The 17,689-nt window shown below is 63.1% G+C and carries 15 protein-coding genes; 10 read left to right on the top strand and 5 right to left on the bottom strand.

Annotation, left to right across the window (positions count from 1 at the left end; genetic code table 11):
- Positions 1-4 precede the first annotated feature (4 nt).
- Genes E5X88_RS12190 through E5X88_RS12180 form a run of 3 tightly spaced genes read right to left on the bottom strand, consistent with a single transcriptional unit; the run spans position 5 to position 2,645 of the window.
- Complete coding sequence (locus tag E5X88_RS12190) at positions 5-808, bottom strand: ABC transporter ATP-binding protein (RefSeq protein ID WP_292161523.1); 804 nt, start codon at positions 806-808, stop codon at positions 5-7.
- Between the two features lies 1 nt (position 809).
- Positions 810-1,637, bottom strand: a complete 828-nt coding sequence (locus E5X88_RS12185) for an ABC transporter permease (RefSeq protein ID WP_292161522.1) — start codon at positions 1,635-1,637, stop codon at positions 810-812.
- Positions 1,638-1,649: 12 nt separating this feature from the next.
- Positions 1,650-2,645: an ABC transporter substrate-binding protein gene (locus tag E5X88_RS12180; protein ID WP_292161521.1), complete on the bottom strand. Its 996-nt coding sequence runs from the start codon at positions 2,643-2,645 to the stop codon at positions 1,650-1,652.
- Between the two features lie 178 nt (positions 2,646-2,823).
- On the opposite strand from E5X88_RS12180, the gene E5X88_RS12175 reads away from it, so the two are divergent.
- Positions 2,824-3,516 carry an FCD domain-containing protein gene (locus tag E5X88_RS12175; RefSeq protein WP_292161520.1) on the top strand — a complete coding sequence of 231 codons (693 nt, stop codon included), beginning with the start codon at positions 2,824-2,826 and terminating at the stop codon, positions 3,514-3,516.
- A gap of 75 nt (positions 3,517-3,591) precedes the next feature.
- Here E5X88_RS12175 and E5X88_RS12170 read toward each other — a convergent pair whose 3' ends face one another.
- The gene (locus tag E5X88_RS12170) at positions 3,592-5,019 is read right to left on the bottom strand and encodes an aldehyde dehydrogenase family protein (RefSeq protein WP_292161519.1); all 1,428 of its coding nucleotides are present in this window, start codon (positions 5,017-5,019) and stop codon (positions 3,592-3,594) included.
- A 425-nt stretch (positions 5,020-5,444) separates the two neighbouring features.
- Between E5X88_RS12170 and E5X88_RS12165 the strand changes: the two genes are divergently transcribed.
- The 6 genes from E5X88_RS12165 (at position 5,445) to E5X88_RS12140 (ending at position 11,767) form a co-directional block, all read left to right on the top strand.
- The gene (locus E5X88_RS12165; RefSeq protein ID WP_292161518.1) at positions 5,445-6,602 is read left to right on the top strand and encodes a fumarylacetoacetate hydrolase family protein; all 1,158 of its coding nucleotides are present in this window, start codon (positions 5,445-5,447) and stop codon (positions 6,600-6,602) included.
- A gap of 78 nt (positions 6,603-6,680) precedes the next feature.
- Complete coding sequence (locus E5X88_RS12160; protein ID WP_292161517.1) at positions 6,681-7,475, top strand: SDR family oxidoreductase; 795 nt, start codon at positions 6,681-6,683, stop codon at positions 7,473-7,475.
- 238 nt (positions 7,476-7,713) lie between these two features.
- Entirely contained in the window at positions 7,714-8,646 is a 933-nt protein-coding gene (locus tag E5X88_RS12155; RefSeq protein WP_292161516.1) for a substrate-binding domain-containing protein, read from the top strand.
- A gap of 124 nt (positions 8,647-8,770) precedes the next feature.
- Entirely contained in the window at positions 8,771-9,757 is a 987-nt protein-coding gene (locus tag E5X88_RS12150; protein WP_292161514.1) for an ABC transporter permease, read from the top strand.
- A 3-nt stretch (positions 9,758-9,760) separates the two neighbouring features.
- Positions 9,761-10,555 (top strand): ATP-binding cassette domain-containing protein, encoded by a 795-nt coding sequence (locus E5X88_RS12145; protein ID WP_292161513.1) that lies wholly within the window; start codon positions 9,761-9,763, stop codon positions 10,553-10,555.
- Positions 10,556-10,744: 189 nt separating this feature from the next.
- A complete protein-coding gene (locus E5X88_RS12140) occupies positions 10,745-11,767 on the top strand; it encodes a LacI family DNA-binding transcriptional regulator (RefSeq protein ID WP_292161512.1) in 1,023 nt (340 codons plus the stop codon).
- A 335-nt stretch (positions 11,768-12,102) separates the two neighbouring features.
- Here E5X88_RS12140 and E5X88_RS12135 read toward each other — a convergent pair whose 3' ends face one another.
- Positions 12,103-12,693 carry a TetR/AcrR family transcriptional regulator gene (locus tag E5X88_RS12135; protein ID WP_292161511.1) on the bottom strand — a complete coding sequence of 197 codons (591 nt, stop codon included), beginning with the start codon at positions 12,691-12,693 and terminating at the stop codon, positions 12,103-12,105.
- 246 nt (positions 12,694-12,939) lie between these two features.
- Between E5X88_RS12135 and E5X88_RS12130 the strand changes: the two genes are divergently transcribed.
- The 3 genes from E5X88_RS12130 to E5X88_RS12120 are packed head-to-tail and all read left to right on the top strand — an operon-like array spanning position 12,940 to position 17,541.
- Positions 12,940-13,197, top strand: coding sequence for a hypothetical protein (locus E5X88_RS12130; protein WP_292161510.1), 258 nt, complete (start codon positions 12,940-12,942; stop codon positions 13,195-13,197).
- Positions 13,191-16,367: an efflux RND transporter permease subunit gene (locus E5X88_RS12125; protein WP_292161509.1), complete on the top strand. Its 3,177-nt coding sequence runs from the start codon at positions 13,191-13,193 to the stop codon at positions 16,365-16,367. Before E5X88_RS12130 ends, E5X88_RS12125 begins: the two co-directional genes overlap by 7 nt.
- Positions 16,368-16,383: 16 nt before the next feature.
- Complete coding sequence (locus tag E5X88_RS12120) at positions 16,384-17,541, top strand: efflux RND transporter periplasmic adaptor subunit (RefSeq protein WP_292161508.1); 1,158 nt, start codon at positions 16,384-16,386, stop codon at positions 17,539-17,541.
- Positions 17,542-17,689 lie beyond the last annotated feature (148 nt).

The raw sequence follows: 17,689 nt of genomic DNA, 5'->3' as shown, positions 1-17,689 counted from the left end.
CCGATCATTCCACATACTGCTTCAGCCCCTGCCATATCTCCTCGACGGTATCGAGATAGTGCCTGTCGCGGTGAATGCGCTCCGGATCGCCGGAGCGGTCGATTTCCGGTTCGATGATCTGCGAAACCCGACCGGGTCTCGGCGACAGCAGCACGATGCGGTCGGAGATGTAGACAGCCTCCTCGATCGAGTGCGTCACGAAGATGAAGGTCTTGTTCTGGTTGGTGCGCAGCCGGATCAGGTCTTCCTGGAACTTCCGCCGGTTCTGCTCGTCGACCGCCGAAAACGGTTCATCGAGGAGCAGGACGTCGGCATCGACCGACAATGCCCGCGCCAGGCCGACGCGCTGGCGCATGCCGCCCGACAGTTCGTGGGGATATTTGTCCTCGAAGCCGGCTAGTCCCACCTCGGCGATGTAGCGGTGGGCAGTCTCCTCGCGTTCGGCCTTGTTGGTGCCGCGCAGTTCGAGACCGAAGGCCACGTTGCGTGTCACGGTCGCCCAAGGCATCAGCGCAAAGTCCTGAAACACGAAAGCGCGTTCGGGACCTGGTGCGCTGACGCGCTTGCCGTTGATCGCGACGGTTCCGCCATCGGCTCGTGTCAGCCCCGCTATGATCTTCAACAGCGTCGTCTTTCCGCAACCGCTGGGTCCGAGAAGGCTGGTCAGCTTGCCCCTGGGAAAGTCGAGATCGATGCCGCGCAGCGCCTCGACATTGCCATAGGTCTTGGAAATTCCTCTCACCTCCACGATTGAATCGATCGGTGCGGGAACCGGGGACGGTCCGTTTCGCAATGCGGTCGCGCCCATGTTAAGCACCTCTACTCTCGGGCCTGAAAACACGGACTTCCACCCACTGCAGAAAGACGAGCGTCAGGGTGGAAAGCGCAATGATCGAGGCAATTGTTGCGTACATCTCGGCATAGTCTGCGCGCGAGCGGTGAAACGTGATGAGGTCGCCGATCCCGGTTGGGGTGATCAGCAGTTCGGCGAGCACCACGCCGACGAACCCGGCAGCGACGCCGAGGCGCAAACCGGCAAAGATCACCGGGCTGGCGTCGGGAAGAATAATCTTGGCGACGGTCTGCCAACGTGTGCCCAGGAATGATCGGCACATGACGAGCAGCGACTCGTTGACGTTGCGCACCGCCTTGTAGGTGTTGAGCACGATGACCGGCAGCGCAAGGATCATGACGGCGAGCGTCTTGGCGGTCATGCCGATGCCGTAGACGAAGGTGACCATCGGAATGAAGGCGGCGACGGGCGCTGCCTGAAGCACGATGAACACCGGGATCATCAGCCACTCACCGGTGCGCCATAGGCCACATATCGTGCCAAGGCCGACACCCAGGAACGCCGACAGGACAACGCCGAGCACCAGCGGCTGCAGTGTCGACAGGTAGGCGGTTGCCAAACTCCCGTCGGCGAGCAATCCGAAAAACGCGACGATCGTGTCGGAAAAGGTCGGGAAGGCGAAGCTGACGGGAATGCGACCGGCCACCTCCCAAATTCCCGCGAACAGGACGATCGACACAAGCCTGAGGATGATCGGCTGGTCCCATGATGCGCCCGAGGTGCTGCGATTGGAAAGGGGAGCGAGGCCGGCAGCCTCGCCCTCGGTTCTGATGCTTACGGCCATCCGGCAGGCCGCCTATTTCTTGCCGAGCTTGGCGACAGCGCGGTCGAGTGCCGAGACATCCCAGAAGTCCTCGACCTTGAGGCTCGCGGGATCGCCTTCGATCTGGCCGGCAACGCTGAAGAAGGCGAAATCGTCGGCGGCCGCATCCGCTCCGCCGCCATTCAACGCAAGACTGCCGGCTTCCGCGGTTTCCTTGTAGTATTCGGTGATTTCGCTATCCGCTTCCGCGCCGAGATCCGGCAGCAATTTGTACTTGTTGCGGAATTCGACCGCAACGGCCGGGTTCTCGGTTATTTCCCGCGCGGTCTTCATCAATTCCTCGACCAGGATGTCGACGTCGGCGGCGTTGTTCTTCAGATAGTCTGCGGTCGCGAAAAGCGCTTCGTCCGAGGCGCCGAGATCCTCGACCGGCAGGACGATGAACTTGCCGGGGGCCTCGGCCTCAAGTGCCCGCCTGTTGGCGGCATCGACGATCGACGCCTTCAGCGTCCCCTGGAGCAGCGCATTGCGGCGAACCTCGGAACCCGGGACATAGCTGATGTTACCGAGCTTGATGCCGTGATTTTTGGCCATCAGGAGCATGACCGCCTCGGTACCGGAGCCGCGCGCCTGAACGGCGACCTCCTGCCCATCGAGATCCTTCCATTCCTTGTAGAATTCGCTGTTGACGACAGGAAAGAAGCGCAGCGTCGATATCTGCGCAAAAATGCGGATCGGCACGCCTACCTTCTGGATCAGCGTATAGGGCGCGCCGATGCCGACATCGGCCTGGCCGCCGACAATCGCCTGCGCAGCCAGGTCCTCGTCATTGAGAACGATGAGTTCGACATTCACGCCGCGCTCCTTGGCGCGCTCTATCGCGGCGAGCGTCTGGATGGATTCGATCCCGGGAAGGTCGCCGAATGCGATGCGCATGTCGCCGGCACTTGCGGCCGCAAAAGGCGCCGCACTTGCCAGAACCGCAGCGAAAGCGGCGGCAAGGATGGTACGTCTGGATACGCTGGCCATTTGTCATTCCTCCCGTTTCTTGTAACCATTGTCTTAATTGGTTAAGCCTGAAGAGCAGATTGGTCAAGGAGAAACTGTGCCATTCCGGCCGTAGGGCCCAGAAAACTTGGCAGTTGACGGTTTGTGCCAATCGTTTTAACACCAACACAAGGAATCAATATGCGAATTGGTTAAATTGATGGACGATCCCGGCAATGGCGGTCACGCCGCCCTGGTTCAGCTTCAGGCCTATCTTGCCCAGATGGACCATTCCGGGGAAACCCGGCTGCCTGCCGAGCGGGAACTGTCCGAGAGTCTCGGCGTATCGCGCGGCGATCTGCGCAAGGCGCTGGCCGTGCTCGAGAAGGACGGCCGCATCTGGCGTCACGTCGGCAGGGGCACCTTCGTCGGCAGCGGACCGGTCGAGGAGACGATCGGCATTTCCGAAATCGCCGGGCGCACCAATCCGGCCGACGTGATGCGCGCGCGCCTCATCATCGAGCCCGAAATTGCGCGCGAAGCGGCGCTGCACGCGACGCTTTCCGATATCGCAGCGATGCGGCAATCGCTGGTGCAGACGCGGGAAGCCAGTACATGGCGGCAATACGAGAACATCGACAATCTGCTTCACCGGCAGATTGCGCAGGCGAGCCGCAACAATGTGCTGCTCGGCCTGTTCGATGTCCTGAACGCCGTGCGCCGGACCGTGGTCTGGGGACGTCTTCGTTCAGAGGGCGCCCGTCCTCCGGCAGACCATCACAGCTTCGCCGACCATGAGCGGATCGTGGAAGCAATAGCCGAGCGCGACCTCGGCGGCGCGGCGGCGGCGATGCGCCTGCATCTCCAACAGGTCGAGCGGCGCTTGATCCCTGTCCGCGAAGCCGCCGAATAGCCAAGCCCGCACCACGGCGCCGCGCGTCCTTTTGGACGCGCAAAGGACGCATGGACCTGCGGTTCGTGTTTTGCGCTAGGCGCCGTAGCCGATGATGCCCTTGATCTCCAGAAAATCATGGATCGCCCAGTCGGCATATTCGCGGCCGTTGCCCGATTGCTTGTAGCCGCCGAATGGCGCGAACGTGTCCCACTCCGGATAGTTGATCGAGACCTGTCCGGCGCGCAGACGCCCAGCGACTTTTCGCGCGTGGTCGATATCCTTCGACTGCACATAGGCGGCGAGACCATAGACGGTGTCGTTGGCGATCTTCACGGCATCGTCGTCATCGCTATAGGAAATGACCGAAAGCACCGGCCCGAAGATCTCCTCCTTTTCAATGGTCATGCCGGGCGTGACGTGACCGAAGACGGTCGGCCTGACATAGTAGCCGCGATTGAGATGTTCCGGCCGGCCGGGTCCACCGGTGACCAGCGTCGCGCCTTCGGCGAGGCCCGCCTCGATCAGCCGCTGGATCTTGTCGAACTGGATGTTGCTGACCACCGGCCCGAGCTTGGTCTCCTCCGAGCGCGGATCGCCGACCTTGTGCGCCTCGGCCGCCCTCTTGGCGATCGTCAGCGCCTCGTCATGGCGGGCGGCCGGCACCAGCATCCGCGTCGGCGCGTCGCAGGACTGGCCGCTGTTGCCGAAACAGGCGTTGACGCCCTGGCGCACGGCTTCCTCGAAGTCGGCGTCGGGCAGCACGATGTTGGCCGACTTGCCGCCGAGTTCCTGCGCCACGCGTTTGACCGTGTCGGCCGCCGTCTTGGCGACGATGATGCCGGCCCGGGTCGAACCAGTGAACGAGACCATGTCGACATCGGGATGGCCGGCCATGACCTGTCCGACATCCGGGCCGGTGCCGTTGACCATGTTGTAGACCCCCTTCGGCGTGCCGGCCGCTTCCATCACTTCCGAAAAGACGATGCCGCTGATCGGCGCGATCTCGGAGGGCTTCAGCACGACCGTGCAGCCGGCGGCGATCGCCGGCGCCACCTTGCAGACGATCTGGTTGAGCGGCCAATTCCACGGCGTGATCAGCGCGCAGACGCCGATCGGCTCCTTGACCACCATGGTGGTGCCGCGCTTCTCGCTGAATTCGTAATCCTCCAGCGCCTTGATGGTGGACTCCATATGCGCCCTGCCCGCCCAGGCCTGCGCCTCACGCGCCCAGGTGATCGGCGCGCCCATTTCCTGGCTGACGGCCTGGGCGATGTCCTCGTAGCGCTCGTTGTAGACCTCGAGGATGCGCTTCAGCAGCTTCAGGCGTTCGGCCTTACTGGTTTGCGAAAAGGCCGGAAAGGCCGCCTTGGCCGCCGCCACGGCGCGATCCACATCGGCCTTCGAGCCGACGGAGATCTTCGTGTAGGCCTCCTCGGTGGATGGGTCGATCACGTCCAGCGTTGCCGGCACCACGGGCGCGACCCATTTTCCGTCGATGAAGAAATTCAGATGATTGCTCACGGGGTGGCGCTCCGGTTTCTGGGAAGATGAGGGGCAGATCAGCTGGGCAGCATAGGGCAGTTAGCGCCACGACGCAGGCTGATATGCGCCACGTCGCCGACGCTGAATTGAAACCTTCAGCCCGGCGCGGCGCATCGATCACCATCCCCTGCCCCAATTCGGCGTGCAGGCGCAAGGTGCGGCCGTGAAAGACGACGCTGCTCACCCGCACCGGCGCGCCGCCGGCCACTGCTTCGGTCGTCGCCAAAAGATGGGCGTTCGACGATGCGAAATGCAGCGGAGGGGCCTGACCGCGAGGAACGGGATAGACCTTTGACGGGAATTTGTTGAAAGTGCCGCCGCCGCCGGCCAGGCTTTTTGATGAACCATTGGTCCGGCACAGACGAACCGTCGCAGCAGAACAAGACAGCAGAGGATCGCAAGCCATGACGAACACCACTCTCCTGCCTGACGAGGGCCTCTTCATCGGCCGCGCCAGGACAAGCGACGCGCTCTATCCGCAGGTGGTCACGGTGCGCGACGGAACGGTGTTCGACATCACGTCGAGCATGGCACCAACGGTGCGCGACGTCTGCGAGATGCCGGACCCGGCAGGCTACGTCCAGGCGGCGGGGGGCGAACCGATCGGATCGCTTGACGCGATCGCCGCCAACAGTTTCCAGGCCGCGCGCGATCCGCAAAAACCATACCTGCTTTCTCCGGTCGACCTGCAGGCGGTCAAGGCGTCGGGCGTCACCTTCGTCGTCAGCCTGCTCGAACGGGTCATCGAGGAGCAGGCGCGCGGCTCGGCGGAGAAGGCGGACGCCATTCGCGCCGACATTGCCGGGCTGATCGGCCATGATCTGTCCAAGCTCAGGCCCGGCTCGCCGGAGGCGATGGAGATCAAGGCGAAGCTCATCCAGCGCGGCGCCTGGTCGCAATATCTGGAGGTGGGCATCGGCCCCGACGCCGAGATCTTCACCAAATGCCAACCGCTGGCATCGGTCGGCTTCGGCGCCGATGTCGGCTTGCATCCGGTTTCCACCTGGAACAACCCGGAGCCGGAGATCGCCATGATCGCCGCAAGCAGCGGCAGGATCGTCGGCGCGACGCTCGGCAACGACGTCAATCTGCGCGACGTCGAAGGACGCTCGGCGCTGTTGCTCGGCAAGGCCAAGGACAACAACGCCTCGGCAGCGCTCGGCCCGTTCATCCGACTGTTCGATGCAACATTTTCCATCGATGACGTGAAGCAGGCCACCGTGCGCCTGAAGGTCGAGGGCGAGGACGGTTTCTCGCTGGAGGGCGCCAGCTCGATGGCCGAGATCAGCCGCTCGCCGGAAGAGCTGGTCGCCGCCGCCATGGGGCCGCATCACCAGTACCCGGACGGGCTGGTGCTCTATCTCGGCACCATGTTCGTGCCGTCGAAGGATCGCGGAGAAAAGGGCAAGGGCTTCACGCACAAGGTCGGCGACATCGTCACCATCTCATCGGAGAAATTCGGCGCTCTGGTCAACCGGGTGCGGCTGTCGCCCGACTGCCCCCACTGGACCTACGGCGCCAGCCATCTGATGCGCGACCTCGCCAGGGCCGACCTCATCTAGTCCCCCAGCCTAACATCCGATAGATTTCTAGAATTCTCTGATTGGAAATTACTGCTCGTCGGCATTCGGGAGAGTCCATTGATCGTCGCTCTTGAGGGCAAGACCCTTGTTGTTACCGGCGGAACGCAAGGGCTTGGCGAGACCATCGCCCGGCTGGCCTCAGCCGGCGGCAGCGAAGGGATCGCCATTGTCGGCCGCAATGCCGAGCGTGGCGGACGCATCGCCGACGAGCTTTCACGACCAGGCCGGCCCGTCGTCTTCATCCGGGCCGACCTTGCAGATCCGGCCGCGCCTGCAGCCGTCATGGCGGAAGCGATCAAAAGACTCGGCTGCATCGATTGTCTGGTGAACGCCGCCGCCCTCACCGACCGGGCCTCGCTGGAAACCGGCACAATCGACGACTGGGACAGGTTGTTTTCCGTCAATGCGCGCGCGCCGTTCTTCCTCATGCAGGCGGCCGTAGCCGACATGAAGACGCGGCGGGCGGCGGGCGCCATCGTCAACATCCTGTCGGTGAATGCGCATTGCGGTGCGCCGGACCTTGCCATCTATTCCGCCACCAAGGGCGCGCTTTCGACCCTGACCAGAAACATCGCCAACGCGCATCTTTCCGATCGCATCCGCGCCAACGGCATCAACATGGGCTGGGTAGCGACGCCGGCCGAACAAGAGATGCAGGCGCGCACGCTGGGCAAGGGCGAAAACTGGGCAAAGATCGCCGCCGCCGGCCTGCCGCTTGGTCGATTGCTGACCATGGACGAAGTCGCCCAGCTAACGCTGTTCCTGCTCAGCGACGCCTCCGGGCTGATGACCGGAACGCTGATCGACCTAGAGCAATCCGTGCTTGGCGCGCCGCCGCGCGGCATTGCATGACGGTCGCAAGGCCGATCGTCAGCCTGCCCGGAAAATATCACCCGAACTGATGCAATCTGATGGGATCGCTGATGGCGCCTCGGGTTGCGCCAACTACCACTGGCAAATGGAGGCTTGCCATATGCCGGAAAAGCGGATGCTGTGATGCATCCAGATCGGCGCTGGCAAGAAATACGATCGGGGTTTGCCGTGATCGTCGTCGGAGGTGGAGGAGTTTTTTCAAATGGGAGGAAATCAAATGCTGACAAGGCTACGACTATTTGTATTCGGCCTGATCGTGGCGCTGGCCATTCCGGCGGCGGCACAGGCCAAGACCTTCTACTGGATTTCGCATGGCGGCCCAGCCGATCCGGTCTGGACCTATTTCCTCGCCGGCGCCAAGCAATGGGCGACGGACACCGGCAACACCGTCAACACGTCGTTCCACAATGGCGACGTGGCGTCCCAGCAGGAGGCTGTCCGCGCGGCCATCGCCGCAAAGGCCGACGGCATCACCACCACCAGCCCTGACCCGGGCAGCCTTATCGAGATCGTCAAGGAGGCACGGGCGGCAAACATCCCGATCATCAACTTCAACACGCCCGACCCGAAGGCGGACTTCAACGCCTATGTCGGCGGCGACAACGTCACCTTCGGCAAGAACTGGGCGCAGTATCTGGTCGACAAGGGCCTGGTGAAGAAGGGCGATTTCGTCTGGATGCCGGTCGAAATCCCCGGCGCCACCTATGGCGTCCAGGAAGAAGAGGGCATCAAGAGCGTGTTCGAGCCGCTCGGCATCACCTATGAGATCACCGAAGCCACGCTCGACCAGGCAGAAGCGATCAACCGCATGGTCGACTACCTCACAGCCAACAGGGCCAAGGTCAAGGCGATCATCGGCCTCGGCGATCTGGTGACCGGCTCGATCAAGCGGGTGTTCGACCAGGCTGGCATCCAGCCGGGCGAAATCCCGGTCGTCGGCTGGGGCAACTCGCTCGACACCACCCAGGAGGTGCTGACCGGCTACGTCAATGCCGGGCAATGGCAGGATCCGCAGGCGACCAGCTATATAGCGCTCTCCCTCGCCAACATGGCCGCCAGCGGCATTCCGCCCGGCTTCGACGTGATCACCGGCGCGCTCTATGAAAAGGACACCGCGCAGGTCTACGACGACATCTTGTCCGGCAAATAAAACCGCGATCGGGATGATTGCGGCGGCGCTGCCGCAGCGATCATCCCCATCATCCCGCCGAGCCTCGAAACCCGCTTGATGCGGCGCTGGGTTCTGGCCAGTTCCATCCTATCGCGGGGTCAACGTGGAAAATAGCTCCATCATCCAACGCTCGATCGCGAGGCCGGAATTCGGGCCCTTCGTGTTGCTTGTCGCCGAGCTCGCCGTGTTCTGGGGACTGAACCACGACTTCCTGTCGCCGCAGAACATCAGCAACATACTGGCCTTCACGGTCGAGCTCGGCCTGATTGCGCTGGCGATGACGCTGTTGATGACATCGGGCGAATTCGACCTCTCGGTCGGATCGCTGTTCGGCTTCTCGCCGGTCTTGATGTGGACGCTCTTCAACAGCGGCCTCACCTCGCTGGAGGTCGGCTTTGTCGTGGCCTTGCTGGTTGCCGCCTTCATCGGGCTGGTCAACGGCTGGTTCGTGACGCAGCTCAAGATCCCGTCCTTCCTGGTGACGCTCGGCATGCTGCTGGTGGTGCGCGGCACCGCTCTGTTCGTCACCAACGGATTTCCGCAACGGACCTGGAGCGCCGAAGGCAGCTGGCTCGCCGAGGCGCTGGTCGGCGATTTCTTCATCGGACCGTTCCGCATCTACATGTCGTTGTTCTGGTTCATCGCAGCCGCAATCGCACTCGGCTACGTGCTGACGCAAAGCCGGACCGGCAACTGGATCCAGGCGGCCGGCGGCAACCCCAGCGCGGCAAGAGCGCGCGGCGTCAACGTCAGCGGCGTCAAGATCGGCCTGTTCATCCTGTCGTCGATCATGGCTTCGCTGGCCGGCATCATCAGCTCGCTGCGCACCTCGGCGGCCAACCCCAACAGCGGCACCGGCTACGAGCTCGAAGTCATCGCCATGGTAGTGATCGGCGGCACGGCGCTGACCGGCGGACGCGGCACCATCATCGGGACCGTACTCGGCATCCTGATCCTGCGCGTGATGCGCAACGGCATCGTGCTGATCGGCGTACCCGGCCTTGCCTACAACATCTTCATCGGCGCGATCATCCTTGGCATGATGGCGCTCCACTCCTGGCTGGAACGCCGGCATCAGGCGGGAACTTGAACCATGGCTGAACCGCTTGTCCGCTTGAAGAACATCCGCAAGTCCTACGGGCGCGTCCAAGCCCTCGTGGACACCAATTTCCATGTCAATGAAAGGGAGATCGTCGGTCTTCTCGGCGACAATGGCGCCGGCAAATCGACGTTAATCAAGGTGTTGTCGGGTGCGGTTCCGCTGACCAGCGGCGACATCTTCATCCGCGGCAAGAAGGTGGACTTCCGCAGCACCAGCGATGCCATCGCCCACGGCATCGAGACGATCTACCAGGACTCGGCTCTGGTCACGCAATTGTCGATCGCGCGCAACCTGTTCCTCGGGCGCGAGCCGATCAAGCCGCCGCGTTTCCTCAACCGGATGGACCAGGAGGCGATGAACGTCGTCGCCCGCGATCTGCTCAAGCAGGTCGGCATCTCGAAGAACATTCCGCCGACCACGCCGATCGGTTCACTCTCGGGCGGCGAGCGGCAGGCCGTGGCGATCGCGCGCGCCATGCATTTCGACAGTGACCTCATCATCCTCGACGAGCCGACCAACAATCTCGGCGTCGCCGAGACGCAAGGCGTGCTGAGCTTCGTGCGCGGCGCCCGCGATTCGGGCCATTCCTGCATCTTCATCGCCCACAACATTCACCACGTCTTCCAGGTGGTCGACCGTATCGTCGTCATGCGCCGCGGCAAGGTGGTGGCCGACGACATCGACCCGAAGAACACCAGCGTCGCCGAGGTCGAACGGATCATCACCGGCATGTCCGACGAGGAGATCCACGAGGCCATCGTCCAGGGCAAGCAATCGCAGGGCTGAGCGGGCGGGCGCAAGCCGGTTGGCCGCATGTCCAGAGGCTGTTCCATCCCGATGGAATCGGGATGGGGCTCTAACTTATTGTTTGACCATGATCTCCAGCGAAAACCGGTTTCCACTTTCGCTAACGTGGACCTTCGGTTCGGGATCATGGTCTGGCACAGGATCGCATCCGCTCCTATGACTGTGACAATGAAAGCCACCGTTGCGGACATCGCCAGAAGCTGCGGGCTGTCGACCGCAACGGTCGACCGGGTGCTGAACAACCGGCCGGGCGCAAGTGCTGCCAACCGGCAGCGCGTGATGGAGGCGGCCAAGCAGCTCGGCTACTTACCGGTCGTGGATCAGGTCACGCTGCCATCGCGCCCGGCGCATCTCGAATTCTTCCTGCCGATCGGCTCCAACGCCTTCATGATGGATCTGGCAAATCATATCGAGGATTATGCGGCGCGCCTGCCGCTCGTCGCCTCCTGCCGGATCCACAAGCTCGCCGGCATCGCGCCGGGCGCGTTGCAGGCGGCCGTCGAAAACCTCTCGCTCAAGGCAAACGGCGTCGGCGTCATCGCGGTCGATCACCCGAGAACGCGCAACATCCTGCGCGAGATCGTCGAAGCCGGCATCCGCCTGGTCACGCTGGTGTCGGACGTTCCGGGCGCACCACGATCGGCCTATGTCGGCATCGACAATCGCGTGGCCGGACGCACCGCGGCCCTTTTGATGGGGCGTTTCCTGGGCGGACGCCCAGGCCATCTGGCAATGGTCGTCGGCTCACGCTCCTATCGCGGACACGAGGAACGCGAAATGGGCTTTCGCTCCGTGCTCAGCGAGGAGTTCCCCAACCTGACCGTCACCAGCGCCGTCGAGATCAACGACGAGCCTGATATCAGCTACACGGCAACGATGAAGGCGCTGCACAACGAGCCGGAGCTGCTCGGCATCTATTGCGTCGGCGCCGGACGCTCCGGCGTGGCGAAAGCGCTGCTGGAAGCCAAGCCGCAAAGGAAGCCGGTGTTCATCTGCCATGACCTGACAAGGGCGACACGCGGCTATCTCGTCGACGACCTGCTCGACGTCGTCATCGACCAGAATGCGCGGCTGATCGCCAAGCAGTCGGTCATTCGCCTGCTCGGTTCGATCGCATCCTCGGCGCCCTATTTGACGCGGAAATTCATCGAACCGCGCCTGATCTTCAGGGAAAACGTCCCGGTACACTGAATCAGCTCCCAAGGGAGAGCTTCCTGCAAAGGCCGAGACCACAACTTTCACGGGCGATGCGGCAAATCTGCACATCAGCTATGCATCTTTCGCAGTTGCCGAATCATTGGGCAACCCGTAGTTTCGCGGGTGTCGGCCATCTACTCCTCCCAGATGCGATGCCGACGCTGAATGCGGTGCACCTCCTCCCGCGCCGCGTTCGAAAATCAAGCCCGCTGCCACCTCCTCCCGGCAGCGGGCTTTTTGTTCCAGCGGCTGGCCAATGGAAAATGCCGTGGCGGCGGGTGAGCGGGCGCGGTCTGCGCCATGTCACCAACAGGCATAAACGGCGAGATCTATCTGGCCGCAGCGCCCCTGAAGGACGTGATCAGGCCTTCCGCCATGCGGACGAATTGCGCGCTGGGGCCCTCGGCTCCGACGCTTTGCAGGCTGACACGGGCGCCTTCAAGCAGGAGCGACAATGTATCGGCGAGAAGTTCTGCCTGTCCGATGCCGGCATCCCGGCACAGAGCCACCAGACGGTCGCGCTGGGCTTCCTTGAGCTCCTTGATCACCCGACGGGCCGGATGGTCGGCTTCGCTCAACTCGACAGCGGCATTGGCCATGTCACAGCCGCGGCAGTCGGCCCTGAGCATATCGGCGGCCTTGCGAACCCAAGCGTTTAGTTGCGCGAGTTTGTCGCCGGGGTGCTCAGTCTCAAATGCGTCCCACATCGCGCCGGCCTTGGATGCGGTGGCGCGCAGGCATTCGATGATCAGATCGTCCTTGGACTCGAAATGACGGTAGAGCGTCATCTTGTTGGTGCCGGCGGCTTCGGTGATGGCGTCGACGCCGACGGCCTTGATGCCATGTTTGTGAAACATGTCCTGCGCCGTCTCCAGAATCCTATCCCGGGGTCGAACGCGTTCCGAAGTGCCGTCTGTCATCGAAGTCTCCTTGTCTCCCTAAAAATTCGGTACACCTCTTGACTAGGGTGTTACCGGTCTGTAACTTCCAGAATGTTACTTACTAGTAACACCTATATCGCCTCCCGTCAACGATTGGCATCGCCGTCAGGCCCTGCCGGAGCGGAATGGGCGGGAAAATTGCATGTCATGCGGCTTCGGCCGGTGAGAACGACAAAAACGGTTCGCGATCATTCCGATGCGAATCGCAAGCCAGGAGCCGCTCCGATGTCGCAGCGCAAGGATTTGACGATCGACGAAGTTGTGAAGGATCCGATGATCCGGATGCTGATGAAGGCGGACCGCGTCGACCCGCGTTCCTTCGAGACGATGCTGCGTAGCCTGGCGGATGCGCAAGGTCGCGGCCGCAAGGCGCAGCCTGGTTTCCTGGAAGACCCGGGTAAATTGCGCAGCCGGCGGCTATCCAGAGTGGCCAAGGCCTTTGGCGCGGCGAGAGCGTCGGGCGAGGGGTACGTGTCATGGTGAACTTCTTCATCCACCGACCGATCTTCGCATCGTCGATCGCCATCATCATGGTGCTCGCCGGGGCGATCTGCTATTTCCTGCTGCCTGTCTCGCAGTTTCCCGACATCACGCCGCCTCAGGTCGTGGTCAGCGCCCATTACCCGGGCGCCAGCGCGCAAGTCGTGGCCGACACCGTCACGACGCCGCTAGAACAGCAGATCAACGGCGTTGAGGGCATGACCTATATGTCGTCGTCGAGTTCCAATGACGGCTCGTCGACGATCACCATCACCTTCGAGGTCGGCTACTCCCTGAGCACGGCCGCCGTCGACGTCCAGAACCGCGTGTCGCAGGCGGCGTCCTCGCTGCCGGCCATCGTCAACCAGGGCGGTGTGACGATCAAGAAGCAGAATCCGAATTTCGTCCTGATCGTCAACCTCACCTCGCCCGACGGCTCCGTCGATCCGGTCGCGCTCAGCAACCTCGCCTACCTGCAAGTGGTCGACCCGCTGAAGCGCCTGCCCGGCGTCGGCGACGTGCAGATCTTCGGCGAGCGGCGCTATTCGATGCGCGTATGGCTCGATCCCGACAAGCTCGCCAATCTCGGCATCACCGCGGTCGACGTCCAGAACGCCATCGCCGAGCAGAATGTCCAGGTCGCGGCCGGCAAGATCGGACAGTCGCCGGCGCCGGCCGGGACCGCTTTCGAGATGCAGGTCAATGCGGTCGGCCGACTGAGCGACCCCAAGGAATTCGGCGACATCGTCGTGCGCGCCGATGCCGCGAACGGCTCGCTGGTGCGGTTGCGCGACGTTGCGCGTATCGAACTCGGCGCCCTGCAATATTCGTCGTCGGCCTTCTTCGGCGAAGACCCGACCGTGGTGCTGGCGGTCTACCAGATGCCGGGTTCCAACGCGCTCGATCTGCAGCAGCGCGTCAAGGACAAGATGCAGGAACTGTCGGCCCGCTTCCCGAAGGGCGTCAGCTACGCCATGCACTACGACACGACGCGCTTCGTCTCGGCATCGATGCACGACGTGCTGGTCACGCTCGGCGAAGCGCTGGTCCTGGTCGTCGCGGTGGTGTTCATCTTCCTGCAGAGCTGGCGCACCACGATCATCCCGACCATCGCGATCCCCGTGTCGCTGGTGGCCACGCTCGTCGTCATGTACATGTTCGGCTTCTCGCTGAATATGCTCAGCCTGCTCGGCATGGTGCTGGCGATCGGCCTCGTCGTCGACGATGCGATCGTCGTCGTCGAGAATGTCGAGCGCCAGTTGGAAGCCGGCCTCAAGCCGCTGCCCGCCACGCGCGCGGCGATGGCCGAGGTCACAGGCCCGATCATCGCCACGACCGCCGTGCTGATGGCCGTGTTTGTGCCGGTCGCCTTCATACCCGGCGTTTCCGGCAGGCTCTACAACCAGTTTGCCCTGACGGTCGCGATCTCCTTCGGCATCTCCGCCTTCGTCTCGCTGACGCTCACCCCGGCGCTCAGCGCCGCCTTCCTACGCCACCGCCCGGCAACGCAGTTCGTGTTGTTCCGCTGGTTCAACACGGGCTTCGAACGGCTGTCGCATGCCTATGCCAATGGTGTGCGCATCCTCATCCGCCTGCGCTGGATCATGCTCGGGCTGTTCGCTGCCGGACTTGTCGCGACCTATTTCGTCTGGCAGCGCCTGCCCTCGACCTTCCTTCCGGTCGAGGATCAGGGCTATTTCTTCGTGGTCATCCAGTTGCCGGATGGAGCGTCGCTGGAACGCACCGATGCGGTGGCCCGGAAGGCACGCGACATCCTGCAGAACACGCCCGGCGTCGATATCGTCGGCTCGATCAGCGGCTTGAATTTCCTCACCAGTGCCGCCCAGTCGAACTCGGCGGTGGAATTCGCCATCCTGAAGCCTTGGGACGAACGCGGCCCTGACCAGAGCGCCTCGAAACTCGTCGCCGACGTGCGCTCGAAGCTCATGGAACTTCCCGAGGCCTTCGCGCTGAGCTTCGACCCGCCTTCGATCCCGGGCATCGGCACGACCGGCGGGTTCGAATTCCAGGTTGAGGATCTGACCGGTCGCGGCAGCGTTGCGCTCAACGACGCAACGCAGGCCGTGCTCGCCGAAGCGCGCAAGCAGCCCGAGCTCAACCCGCAGCAATTGTTCTCGTCGTTCTCGACCTCGACGCCGCAGTTCAACTACGACCTGGACCGCAACAAGGCGAAGCTGCTCGGCCTCAGCCTGCCTGACGTGTTCAACACGCTGCAGATCTATCTCGGCTCGCTCTATGTGAACGACTTCAACCTGTTCGGCCGCACTTTCCGGGTGACGATCCAGGCCGACAAGGATGCGCGTGCGGGTGCTGCCGACATTTCGCGACTCTATGTGCGCAATGCCTCCGGCGGCATGGTGCCGTTGAGCACGCTCGGCAAGCTGGTGCCTATCGTCGGCCCGGAAACCGTCCCGCATTACAACAACAATGCGTCGGCCCTGATCAATGGCGGTGCCGCACCCGGCTTCTCCTCGGGTCAGGCGGTTGCGGCGATGGAACGTGCCGCAGCCATCGCACTGCCGAAGGATTTCGGCTACGAATGGACCGGGATCACCTATCAGGAGCTCAAGGCTGGATCGATCGCCTCGATTGTCTTCGGCCTCGCCATGGTCTTCGTCTTCCTGATCCTCGCTGCCCAATATGAGAGCTGGGCCATGCCCTTCATGGTCCTGCTCGCGGTGCCGCTTGCCCTGTTCGGTGCCTTTGTCGCCTTGTTGATACGCGGCATGCAGATCGACGTCTATTCGCAGATCGGCTTCGTCATGCTGATCGGGCTGGCGGCGAAGAACGCCATTCTGATCGTGGAGTTTGCCCGGCGCCGGCGCGAGGAAGGCCTCAGCATCGTCGACGCTGCAATGGAAGCGGCGCGCCTGCGGCTGCGGCCCATCCTGATGACCGCCTTCGCGTTCATCCTCGGCGTGGTGCCGCTGATGTTGTCCACAGGTGCTGGTGCAGCGAGCCGCCAGTCGATCGGCACCACCGTCTTTGGCGGCATGGTCGCGGCGACGATCCTGTCGCTGGTGTTCGTGCCGATCTTCTATGCGGTCATCGAACAACTGCGCGAACGCGGCAGCAAGAGCGAGCCCGTTTCCGAACCAACTGAACCCGTTGCCGAACCCGCTTTCGAGCGATTGGCCGAAGCGGCCGAATAGGACTGGAGAATTGATCATGCGTAAATGGAAAATCGCGTTGGGAGCGGCTGTTGCCGTCGGGGCGATCTCGGTGGCCAGCGTTCACTTGCTCGACATGGGCAATTTCGGCCTCAATGCCGGCACGGCAGGGGCGGCGACGCCCGAACCCGCGGCGTTTGTCATGCCGGTGCCGGTGGTGAGCGTCGTCAAGAAAACGATCCCGATCTATCTCGATTATGCCGCCCGCACCGAGCCGATCCGCAGCATCACGCTGCAGGCGCGCGTACCGGGTTATCTGCAGGAGCAGGTCGCGCCCGACGGCAGCGATGTCCAAAAAGGCGACCTTCTCTATAAGATCGCTCCGGAGGATTTCCACGCCGCCCTCGATCAGGCGAAGGCTCAGGTCCAGCGCGACGAAGCAACGCTCGACTATGCACGTTCCAGCCTCGGCCGCGGCACCGAGCTCGCCAAGAGCGGATACATCGCCAAGGATGCGTTCGACCAGCGCACCAGCACCTTGCGCGAGGCCCAGGCCTCGCTCGCCGTGAACCAGGCGGCTGTACGGACCGCCGAGCTCAATCTGAGTTATTCGGAAATCAAGGCGCCGTTCGCCGGGCGCGTCGGCCGCAACCAGGCCTCGGTCGGAACGCTGGTCAGCGTCGCCGGCACGGTGCTCAACACGCTGGTGCAGCTCGACCCGATCTATGTCACCTTCAATCCGAGCGAAACGGATCTGGTGCAGATCGAGGAAGCCCGCGCGGCGGGACCGATCGATGTCGACGTCCTGCTTCCCGGCGATACGGAACCGCGCCAGAGAGGCCAGCTCACCTTCATCGACAACACGGTCGATCATTCGACCGGCACCATCACGGCACGGGCGACGATCGGCAACGCCAAGTTCACGCTGCTGCCAGGCCAATATGTTCGCGTGAGGCTGCACATCAAGCAGCAGCCCGATGCACTGATGGTGCCGCAGACGGCGTTGGGATCGAGCCAGCTCGGCAAGTACGTCTACGTCGTCGGCAAGGGCAATACCGTCGACCAGCGCATCGTTTCGCTCGGGCCGACCAATGGTGACCTGGTGGCCATCTCGAGCGGCGTGTCGGAGGGCGACAAGGTGATCACCGGCAACCTGCAGAAGATCGGCCCGGGAATGCCGGTCTCGCCGCTGCCACAACAGAAACCGGCAAGCTGATAACCCCCATCAGACCCGGTCCTGCGGCGCCCTCGGCTCCCACGCCAAGGGCGCCGTTTTGCTGAGCAGCGCGATGAGCCCGGCAATGTCGGCACGCTCCGCCTTAACTGGCAGCATGAAGGCGCAATAGGGCTGGTCAGGACGTTCG

Origin of the sequence: Mesorhizobium sp., from assembly GCF_004962245.1 — a bacterium.
GTDB lineage: Bacteria > Pseudomonadota > Alphaproteobacteria > Rhizobiales > Rhizobiaceae > Mesorhizobium.
Note: the sequence above shows the minus strand (reverse complement) of the source record. Positions and strands in the feature narration are given on the sequence as shown.